Annotated in this window: 10 protein-coding genes; 3 read left to right on the forward strand and 7 right to left on the reverse strand. The window is 69.8% G+C overall.

The features are described 5' to 3' along the window. Positions 1 to 40 precede the first annotated feature (40 nt). From GXW78_RS06865 to lpxB, 3 genes are read left to right on the forward strand one after another with little or no spacing between them, the layout of a single operon-like run. Positions 41 to 640 (forward strand): GNAT family N-acetyltransferase, encoded by a 600-nt coding sequence (locus GXW78_RS06865; protein WP_211867293.1) that lies wholly within the window; start codon positions 41 to 43, stop codon positions 638 to 640. Beyond that, a complete protein-coding gene (locus tag GXW78_RS06870) occupies positions 637 to 1,524 on the forward strand; it encodes a carbon-nitrogen hydrolase family protein (protein ID WP_211867295.1) in 888 nt (295 codons plus the stop codon). The genes GXW78_RS06865 and GXW78_RS06870 overlap by 4 nt, the downstream gene beginning before the upstream one ends. After that, the gene (gene lpxB / locus GXW78_RS06875) at positions 1,521 to 2,678 is read left to right on the forward strand and encodes a lipid-A-disaccharide synthase (protein WP_211867297.1); all 1,158 of its coding nucleotides are present in this window, start codon (positions 1,521 to 1,523) and stop codon (positions 2,676 to 2,678) included. The genes GXW78_RS06870 and lpxB overlap by 4 nt, the downstream gene beginning before the upstream one ends. Positions 2,679 to 2,697: 19 nt before the next feature. On the opposite strand, the gene GXW78_RS06880 is transcribed toward lpxB, so the two are convergent. The 7 genes from GXW78_RS06880 to GXW78_RS06910 form a co-directional block, all read right to left on the reverse strand. After that, positions 2,698 to 3,471, reverse strand: coding sequence for an SDR family NAD(P)-dependent oxidoreductase (locus GXW78_RS06880; protein WP_211867299.1), 774 nt, complete (start codon positions 3,469 to 3,471; stop codon positions 2,698 to 2,700). An 80-nt stretch (positions 3,472 to 3,551) separates the two neighbouring features. Next, on the reverse strand, positions 3,552 to 4,523 hold the full coding sequence (locus tag GXW78_RS06885; protein WP_211867301.1) for a Bug family tripartite tricarboxylate transporter substrate binding protein: 972 nt from the start codon (positions 4,521 to 4,523) through the stop codon (positions 3,552 to 3,554). Next, complete coding sequence (locus tag GXW78_RS06890) at positions 4,520 to 5,332, reverse strand: HpcH/HpaI aldolase family protein (protein WP_211867303.1); 813 nt, start codon at positions 5,330 to 5,332, stop codon at positions 4,520 to 4,522. Before GXW78_RS06890 ends, GXW78_RS06885 begins: the two co-directional genes overlap by 4 nt. 85 nt (positions 5,333 to 5,417) lie before the next feature. Next, the gene (locus GXW78_RS06895) at positions 5,418 to 6,485 is read right to left on the reverse strand and encodes a ketopantoate reductase family protein (protein WP_211867305.1); all 1,068 of its coding nucleotides are present in this window, start codon (positions 6,483 to 6,485) and stop codon (positions 5,418 to 5,420) included. Between the two features lie 78 nt (positions 6,486 to 6,563). After that, positions 6,564 to 7,517: a Gfo/Idh/MocA family oxidoreductase gene (locus GXW78_RS06900; protein WP_211867307.1), complete on the reverse strand. Its 954-nt coding sequence runs from the start codon at positions 7,515 to 7,517 to the stop codon at positions 6,564 to 6,566. Positions 7,518 to 7,623: 106 nt separating this feature from the next. Beyond that, positions 7,624 to 8,232 (reverse strand): DNA-3-methyladenine glycosylase I, encoded by a 609-nt coding sequence (locus GXW78_RS06905; RefSeq protein ID WP_211867309.1) that lies wholly within the window; start codon positions 8,230 to 8,232, stop codon positions 7,624 to 7,626. Beyond that, positions 8,232 to 8,843, reverse strand: a complete 612-nt coding sequence (locus tag GXW78_RS06910) for a hypothetical protein (protein WP_211867311.1) — start codon at positions 8,841 to 8,843, stop codon at positions 8,232 to 8,234. Before GXW78_RS06910 ends, GXW78_RS06905 begins: the two co-directional genes overlap by 1 nt. Positions 8,844 to 9,064 lie beyond the last annotated feature (221 nt).

Raw genomic sequence — 9,064 nt, forward strand, 5'->3', positions numbered from 1 at the left:
GCCTCTTCCCCGCTGCCGCCGGCGCCCCTATGGATCGGGGATGGAGCCCGCCCCCCTTCGCTTCGAGACCCTGTGCGGGGATGCGCTGCGCGCCTGGCTGCCGCGGCTCGCCGGGCTGCGCATCGCGGTGTTCCGCGACTGGCCGTATCTGTACGATGGAGATGCGGCCTATGAGGAGCGCTATCTCGCCAGCTACGCCGACAGCCCCGGCGCGGCGGTGATCGCGGCGCTGGACGGCGAGCGCACGGTTGGCTGCGCGACCTGCCAACCGATGCCGGAAGCCGAGACCCCGGTGCGGGAGGCCTTCCTGAAGCACGGGGAGGACCTCGCACGCTGGTGCTATTTCGGGGAGAGCGTGCTCCTGCCGGAGTATCGCGGTCGTGGCGCGGGCGTGCGCTTCTTTGACCTGCGGGAATCCCATGCGCGGACGCTGGGCCTGACAGCCACGGCCTTCTGTGCGGTAGCGCGCGATGACGACGATCCGCGGCGACCACACGACTACGTCCGGCTCGACAGCTTCTGGCGGAACCGCGGCTATGTGCCCCGGGCCGACATCTCCCTGGTCTTCGACTGGCGGGAAGTGGGCAGCGATCGCAAGACGCCGCACACCCTCGGCTTCTGGGCAAAGGAACGGCTGTGAGGGCGGCGTTGCGCCTGGGCCTGCTGCAGTACGGCGTCGGCCGGCCGGCCTCGGTTGCGGCGTTCGGCCGCGCGCTGGAAGCGCGGCTGGAGGAAGGGCGCACGCGGGCCGACCTGTTGGTGCTGCCCGAATATGCCTGCGTGGAGCTGGGAGCGGCGCTCGCAGGCGGCGGGGCCGTGGATGAAGCCGCCGAGCTTGCCGCCATGGTCGCAGCCTCACCGGAGATCCTGGCCACGATGCGCGCCGCGGCACGACGGCTTGGCGTGTGGCTGCTGCCCGGCACGCTGCCGATGCGCCGCACGGATGGCTGCGTCATCAACCGCGCGCCGCTGATCGCGCCGGACGGACGCCTCGCCATGCAGGACAAGCGCGCCATGACGCGCTTCGAGGCCGAGCGCTGGGGCGTGACACAGGGCGCCGATCCCGGCGTATTCGACACGCCTTGGGGGCGGATCGGCATCTCCGTCTGCTACGACGTGGAGTTCCCGAAGCATGTGCGGACGCAGGTGGAGGCGGGCGCCTGGCTGATCCTCGCGCCCTCCTGCACCGACACCATGCACGGCTTCCACCGCGTGCGCATCGCCGCCGCCGCGCGGGCGATGGAGAACCAGTGCTACGTCGCCATCACGCCGACGGTGGGTGTCGCGCCGTGGTCGGCGGCGCTGGACGTGAATCGCGGTCATGCGGCTGTGTTCGGCCCGGTCGATCGTGGCTTCCCCGAGGATGGCGTCCTGGCGCGTGGTGCGCTCGACCAGGACGAATGGGTGTTCTGCACGCTGGATCCGGCCCGGTTGGCTGCGGTGCGGGAGGACGGGCAGGTACGCAACCATCGGGACTGGCCCGCAGGGCCCTTCGCAGCCCCGATCTCAGCGAGCTTCTCATGACGCGCATTCACATCGTTGCAGGCGAGGCTTCCGGCGACGTGCTCGGCGCGCGGCTGGTCGCGGCGCTGCGCGCGCGCCGGCCGGATCTGGAGATCTCCGGCATCGGCGGACCGCGTATGGCCGAACAGGGCGTGTCGAGCCTGTTCGACTATCGCGAGCTCGCGCTGATGGGCCTGCTGGAAGTGCTGCCCAAGATCTTCCGGCTGAAGCGACTGCTCGCCGAAGCCGGGGCCGATGTCGCGGCACGCCGGCCGGATGTCCTGGTGACGATCGACAGCCCCGGCTTCACCCTGCGGCTGGCGGAACGCGTAAGACCGCTCGGCATTCCCATCGTGCACTATGTCGCGCCACAGGTCTGGGCCTGGCGGCCGGGGCGCGTGGCGGAGCTGAAGCAGAAGGTGGACCGTATCCTCTGCCTGCTCCCCTTCGAGCCGGTGTTCTTCGAGAATGCCGGCATCCCCGTGACGTTCGTCGGGCATCCCGTGCTGGAAAGCGGGGCGGACGGAGGCGATGCGGAGCGCTTTCGGACGGCGCACGGGCTGACGGCGACGGATCGGCCGGTCATCGTCATGCCCGGCAGCCGGCGGATGGAAGCGTCGCGGCTGCTGCCGATCTTCGGTGCCGCCCTGCGGCTGGCCGCCGAGCGCCTGCCCGGGCTGCGCCCCGTGCTGCCGGTCGCACCCATCGTCGCCGACGCGGTGCGCCGCGCTGCCGCCGACTGGCCGGCGGCGCCGATCCTGCTGGATGGTCCCGACGCCAAGCATGATGCCTTCGCCGCCGTCGCGCAGTCCGGCGGGGCGGGGCTGATCAAGTCCGGCACCTCCTCGCTTGAGATGGCGGTGGCGGGAGTGCCGCATGTCGTGGGCTATCGCGTGAATCCGATCACCGCCGCGATCGCGCGGCAGCTGATCAAGGTGCCGCATGCCTCGCTGGTGAACCTGCTCGCTGAACGGGAGATCGTGCCCGAGCGATTGCAGGAGAACTGCACGCCCCGGGCACTCGCCGACGCGCTGGTCGCGCCGATGCTTGACCTGTCCGTGGCAGCATCACAGCGCGCCGGCTTCGCCGAGGCTTTGGCGATGCTGCGCGCACCGGAAGGCCTCCCTTCGGAGGCCGCGGCCGTGGCCGTGCTCGGAATGCTGAAGGCCGGCTGACGCCGGCCCCGCCTAGCGGTCAGACATGCGTGACTGCGCCGCCATCCTCCAGCCAGTTCTGGCCGGTGACAAAGGAGGCGCCGTCGGACAGCAGGAAGCAGATCAGCGGCGCGACCTCGGCCGGCGTCGCGATGCGCCCAAGCGGAATGCGCGCGAGCGTGCGCTCGCGGAAGCGCTCGGAGCGGATCGTCTCGGTCATCGGCGTTTCCACCGTGCCGAAGCCGACGCTGTTCACCCGGATGCCGTAGCGCGCCCATTCGAGCGCGCCCGTCATGGTGATGCCGAGCACACCGGCCTTCGCCGCCGAGTAGTTCACCTGCCCGATCGATCCACGCTTGCCCGCGGTCGAGGAGATGTTGACGATCGCGCCCGGCGTTGCCTCGCCTGCCTTGCTGCGCGCGATCATGTGACGGCCGACCGCCTGCTGCATCAGATGCACGCCGGTCAGGTTCACGTCGATCACCGCTTGCCATTGCGGCAGGGTCATCTTCTCGATCATCGCCGGCCGGGTGATGCCGGCATTGTTCACCAGCCCATGCACGGCGCCGAATTTCCCGGCGGCGTCGTCGACAACCTTCACGCAGAACGCCTCATCGGACACGTCGCCCTGCACCGGCAGCGTCCGGTCGCCGGCTAGCGTGGCGGCGGTCTCGCTGAGCGTCTGCGGGTTGCGCTCGACCATGACGAGGTTGCCGCCGAGATTCAGCACGAGCTCCGAGATCGCCTTGCCGATCCCCTGCCCGGCCCCGGTGACGACGATGGTCCGGCCCGAGAGATTCATCGGGTTGTGCATGCTGGCTTCCTTCCCTTCGGTGTTGAGGGGAAGCCTCGCGCGGGATCGGGGCGCTGGCAAGCACCGCCCCAACCGATCGGTCAGTCGAGCACGATATTCGCCGCCTGGACCACCCGGGTCCAGCGGGCGATCTCGGCGCGTATGAAGGCGGTGAAGTCGTCCGGCGAAAGCGGGGCGGAGACGGCGCCGGCCGCCGCCATGCGTTCGATGATGGCAGGCTCGGCGAGAATGTCGCGCGTAAGCGGGCCGAGCCGATCGAGCACCGGCGCCGGAGTGCCGGCCGGCAGGAACAGACCGGTCCAGCCATTCAGTTCGAAACCCGGCAATGTCTCGGCCACTGTCGGCAGGTCCGGGAACTCCGGCAGCCGCTGCGGCGACGTCACGGCGAGCATGCGCAGCCGCCCTTCCCGCACAAGCGGCCGCGTGGCGACCAGCGTGTCCACCATCATCTGCACCTGATTGCCAGCCAGGGCGACGGTCGCCTGGGTCGGCGCGCGGAAGGGCACGTGGACGATGTCGACGCCGGCCATGTGCTTGAACATCTCCGCGCCGAGATGCGTGGTAGTGCCGTTGCCGCCCGAGCCGTAGTTCAGTTCGCCCGGCCGCGCCTTCGCATACTCGATCAGGCCCTTCACATCCGTCACCGCCAGGGACGGATGGACGAGGATGGCGCTGACACCGCTCGACAGCCGCGAGACCGGGATGAAGTCGCGCAGCGGGTCATAGGGCAGGCGGTTGCGATAGAGCGGCACGTTCATCGCGTGCGTGCTGATGGTGCCGATCAGCAGCGTGTAACCATCGGCGGGGCTGCGCATCGCCGCCTCGATGCCGATCAGCCCGGCTGCGCCTGCGCGGTTCTCGACCACGAAGGACTGGCCCGTGAGCGCGCCGTAGCGGTCGGCGAGCAGGCGACCCATCAGGTCCGTCGCGCCGGCCGGCGCGAAGGGCACGATGATGCGTACGGGGCGGTCGGGCCAGGCGCCCTGCGCCAGCGCGCCGCGCGCCAGCATGGTCGCGCCGGTGCCGAGGAGGAGGCTGCGGCGCGCCGTCATGCCAGCGTGACCTTCAGTGCATGGACCTGCTTCGCCTTGGCCGCGCAGGCCTCGGCGAGGAAACCGAGATCCGTGCCGGTCGAGACGTAGCGGGCGCCCATGCGAACGATCTCGGCAACGAGGTCAGGTCGCGAGGCGAGGCCGCCGATGCCGACATGCTTCCCGCGGCCGCGGCAGGCCTCGATGATGCGCGTGTAGGCGTCGCGCACGCGCTGATGGTCGAACTCGCCGGGGATGCCCATCTCGGCGGTGAGGTCGTTGGTGCCGACGAGGATCATATCCACGCCCTCGACCGCCGCGATCTCCTCGACCTTCTCCAGCGCATCGACGGATTCGACCATGGGGATGACCATGGTCGCCGCATCCAGCACCGGGTTCGCCTCCTTCGCCGGATAGGGCTTGAAGCCAAATTGCGGCAGATGGCCGGCGGCGGAGCGATGGCCGAGCGGGGGGAACTTCGCCATCTGCACGACGCGCTTCGCTTCCTCGGCCGAATGGACATGCGGGGCGATGATGCCGAGCGCGCCGGCATCGAGCACGCGGCCAACGAATTCCGGCGCGAGCGCGGGCACGCGCACCAGCGGCGTGATGCCCGCGGCGAGTGCCGCCATGCAGACCTGGCCCGTCATGTCGAGGGTGAGCGGGCCGTGCTCCATGTCGACATAGAGGCTGTCGAAGCCGGCGCTGGCGGCGATCTGCGCGGCCTCGATGCCGCGCACGAGGCGCACGGTCATGGAGGCGACGACCTCGTCGCGCGCGAGTTTTTCTCGAACGATGTTGCGCAAGGCGTCGCGCGCAGTCGCTGGCATGATGCGTATCTTCCCGGTGTGGTCGCTTGCGGCGACTCTGTTGGGAAGGATGGTGGGCGTCAACCGGACGCCCACCGCATGGTGGTCAGTTCAGCCGTAGCCCGCGGATCAGGTCCGGCGAGGGCTTCGCGTCGCCACGCTCGACGCGCTTCACGATCTCGGTCAGCGCGGCGTTGGCGGGCGCCTCGATGCCGACGCCCTTGCCCTTGTCCACGACGAAGCCGTTCAGGAACTCGATCTCGGTGCGCCGGCCCTTCATCATATCCTGGCCCATCGAGGCGCGATGCGCGCCGCCGCTCGCACCCTGCGTGTCGGCCAAGCGCTGCTCGTCATAGGCCTTGCGCGCCTCGGCATCGCCCTCACCCGCCTTGGCGATGATCTCGGCGTCGAGATGCAGGATCTCCTCGAGGTCGTAGCCGAGCGCCTGGCCGACGCGGATCGCCTCGCTGCCCAGGCGCGCGGCGAAGGCGCGGATGGCGTCGTCGGCGGTCGCGTCCTTGGCCACCATGCCGGTCGCGGCCGCGATGCCGTTGCCCATCACGTTCGCCACCAGCTTCGACCAGCGCTCGCCCCACAGATTATTGGTGGTCAGCGCAGAATCCGACAGCGCGACGAGCGAGGTGATGTATTCCGCGCGCGGCGAGATGCGGCCATGCGGCTCGCCGACACGATAGACCGTGTGCTTGGAACCCGACTTGCCCGCCGCGCGCTTCACGAGGCCCGGCGCGGACAGTTCCACCGTGATCAGCGAGGCGATGCCACCGAGCACGCGGCCCCAGCCGACGATGCCCGCGATCGTCTCCTCATTGATGCAGTTCTGCAGCGAGACGATGTAGCCGCCGGGCGAGAGATACTGCGCGATCATCGTCGTCGCCCAGGCGGTGTCGTAGGACTTCATGCAGACGAAGGCGATGTCGACCGGCTTCTCCTTCGCCAGCCCCTGCAGCTCCGTCAGATGCAGCGCCTTCACCGGCACGGTGAATTCCGGCACGTCCTTCAAATGCTGGATAGTCAGGCCCTTGGAGCGCATCGCCTCCACATGCTCGGGCCAGGGGTCGATGAAGGTCACGTCGTGGCCCGCCTGGGCCATGTACGACCCCGCATAGGCCCCGACCGCACCGGCGCCGACGATGGCGATGCGTGGCTTGTCCATTCGATACGTTTCCCCTCCGAGCGTGATGACCGCAGGCGCGCAGGCGCCGGAGGTCTGAATCACGCGATCAACAAAGCTCTACGCGCCGCCGATCGCGGCCTCTACCGCGAGCGCCACCTTCAGCGCCCGCCGTCCTGCCGCACCGTCCACCACAACCGGCGCGCCGTCCAGACAGGCGGTGACGAAGGATGCCTGTTCGGCTTCCAGGCTGTCGTGGTCGGTCCAGGTGAAGCGGTCGATGCCGGAACCCGGCATCGTGGCGACAGCTTCCGCCCCGCCACGGCGCAGCACGGCAAGCGAACGGTCGAGGAAGTTGACGCTCATCTCGCCCTCGGTGCCGAGCACGCGCAGGCGCCGCTCCATGGCGAGCGAGACGCGGGATGCCGTGATCACCGCCGCGCGCCCGCCGGCGAAGCGCAGCCGCGCGACGGCAAAGTCGGGGCGGTCCGAGGCGACAGCCGAACCGACGGCCTCGACCGCCTCCGGCTCACTGCCCGCGAGTTCCAGGACCAGGTCGATGTCGTGGATCATCAGGTCCAGCACCACCGAGACATCGAGGCTGCGCGGCCGGAAGGGCGCGACGCGGATCGCATCCCACGACAAGGCGCGGCCGCCCGTCTCGGCGCCGACCACGGCGCCGAAGGCCGCGGAGAAGCGCTCGATATGCCCGACCTGCAGTACCCGCCTCCCGGCGGCGGCCGCGTCGATCAGCGCATCGGCCTCATCGAGCGTCGCGGCGATCGGCTTCTCGACGAAGGCATGCTTGCCGGCGTCGAGTGCGGCCATGGCGAGCCCATGATGGTAGCGGGTCGGCGCCGCGACGATCACCGCATCCGCGGCAGCGATCGCGGCCTCGGCGGCAAGCACCTCGGTCCCGACCTCGGCGGCCACGGTGGCGGCGCGGGCGGCGTCGGCGTCGGCTAGGCCGACCAGCCGCACCCGCGGGTTGGCAGCGGCCTTCAGCGCGTGGAAGCGGCCGAAATGACCGACGCCGAGGATGGCCAGGGCGAGTCGTCTGTCGCTGTCGTTCATGCCGGCGCTTTAAAGCAGATCGCGATCGGGTGGAATCACCCGGCGGTGCGAAGATACGCGCTAAAACAACGGGCTAGGGCATGTTCCGTGAACATATGCGACCGGGTCACGCCGCTACACCGCCCGGTGGCCGGAACGCCGCCCGGGCGCGCGCCACCTCGACATGCGTCACGCAGCCCGGGTCGTGGTCGTTCACCAGCCCCATCGCCTGCATGAAGGCATAGACGGTCGTCGGGCCGACGAACTTCCAGCCGCGCTTCTTCAGATCCTTCGATAGCGCGACGGATTCCGGGGCGGTGGCGCGGATGCCGGGCACCGACTGCGCTTCGAAGCGCCAGAAATAGGCGGCGAGTGTCCCGGTCTCCGCCACCAGTTCGCAAGCCCGTTGCGCATTGTTGATGACGGCCTCGATCTTGCCGCGATGGCGCACGATGCCGGCGTCCTGCAACAGGCGCGCGACGTCCTGTTCCGTGAAGCGCGCGATGCGGTCGAAGTCGAAGCCCGCGAAGGCGGCGCGGAAATTCTCCCGCTTCGCCAGGATGGTTCGCCAGCTCAGCCCGGACTGGAAGCCTTCCAGGCAGATCTTCTCGAACAGGCGGCGGTCATCGGTGACGGGGAAGCCCCATTCGCCGTCGTGATAGGCCATGTAGTCGGGCGTCGCGGCGCACCAGCGGCAGCGCGCCCGGCCATCGGGCGCAAGAAAAATCCGTTCCATCAGATCACCGGTACCACGCCGTCCTTGCTGACTGTTACGCGGTTGGCCGAGATCCGGCCATCCCCGCCGCGCGTCGCGTTGATGAAGACGGTCGCGCCGGCCACCAGGTCGGTACGCGCCGCCGGAATGGGCATCAGCAGCGGCGTGTCGGCCGGCACCCGCACCAGGACGCGCCGCCCGAGGATGCTGAGCGTCAGGTCGCGGCCCGCGCTGCTGTCCACCGCCGCCTCGACCGCCCCGTTGTTCATCGAGGCGTTCGGTGCGGTGTCCCACGCGCTTTGCAGTTCCGTGATCCGGATGCCGGGCGGCAGGACCGTGATGGCCGTCGCGCGCAACTCGCCGTCCGCTCCCGGCTCGGCAACGACCCCGACGGAGGTGCCGGGCGTAAGGTCGGCCAGCGCAACCCGGCGCAGGGCACTGACGGTCGTGTTCTCCGCCAGATTGACGATCACGCTTTCATCCGCGCGGGTCGTCACGGCGAGTTCGGCGCCCTCCAGCCGCACGATCGTACCGCGGATGCGAACCGGGCCGGCTCCTTGTCCCCGGGCAGGAAGCCCGGACAGGACAAGCAGGCCAAGCCCCAGGGTGCTTCGGCGGGACAGGATGGTCATTGGTGACGCCTCCTCGGTTCTGGAGCGGCATGGATCGCGAAGCTGAGGTGGTGTGCCGGCCCGGCGGCGCCAGGGGCGAGCGACCGGCGCCGTGATAGGCCCGGTGTCCTAGAATGCATAGAGTGCAGGCCGCCGGGCGCAGCAGCCCCGCCGCCGACGGGGGACAGATCGCGGAAAATGCCTTGCGGAATCATGGCCGGGGCGCGACAGGGTGCCTCGCC

Origin of the sequence: Neoroseomonas terrae (assembly GCF_018129025.1) — a bacterium.
Classification (GTDB): domain Bacteria; phylum Pseudomonadota; class Alphaproteobacteria; order Acetobacterales; family Acetobacteraceae; genus Neoroseomonas; species Neoroseomonas terrae.

Excerpts from the sequence above, each read along its gene's own strand:
- GXW78_RS06865 (WP_211867293.1), top strand. The coding sequence starts at position 41 with ATGGAGCCCGCCCCCCTTCGCTTCGAGACCCTGTGCGGGGATGCGCTG.
- lpxB (WP_211867297.1), top strand. The coding sequence starts at position 1,521 with ATGACGCGCATTCACATCGTTGCAGGCGAGGCTTCCGGCGACGTGCTC.
- GXW78_RS06880 (WP_211867299.1), bottom strand. The coding sequence starts at position 3,471 with ATGCACAACCCGATGAATCTCTCGGGCCGGACCATCGTCGTCACCGGG.
- GXW78_RS06885 (WP_211867301.1), bottom strand. The coding sequence starts at position 4,523 with ATGACGGCGCGCCGCAGCCTCCTCCTCGGCACCGGCGCGACCATGCTG.
- GXW78_RS06890 (WP_211867303.1), bottom strand. The coding sequence starts at position 5,332 with ATGCCAGCGACTGCGCGCGACGCCTTGCGCAACATCGTTCGAGAAAAA.
- GXW78_RS06895 (WP_211867305.1), bottom strand. The coding sequence starts at position 6,485 with ATGGACAAGCCACGCATCGCCATCGTCGGCGCCGGTGCGGTCGGGGCC.
- GXW78_RS06900 (WP_211867307.1), bottom strand. The coding sequence starts at position 7,517 with ATGAACGACAGCGACAGACGACTCGCCCTGGCCATCCTCGGCGTCGGT.
- GXW78_RS06905 (WP_211867309.1), bottom strand. The coding sequence starts at position 8,232 with ATGGAACGGATTTTTCTTGCGCCCGATGGCCGGGCGCGCTGCCGCTGG.
- GXW78_RS06910 (WP_211867311.1), bottom strand. The coding sequence starts at position 8,843 with ATGACCATCCTGTCCCGCCGAAGCACCCTGGGGCTTGGCCTGCTTGTC.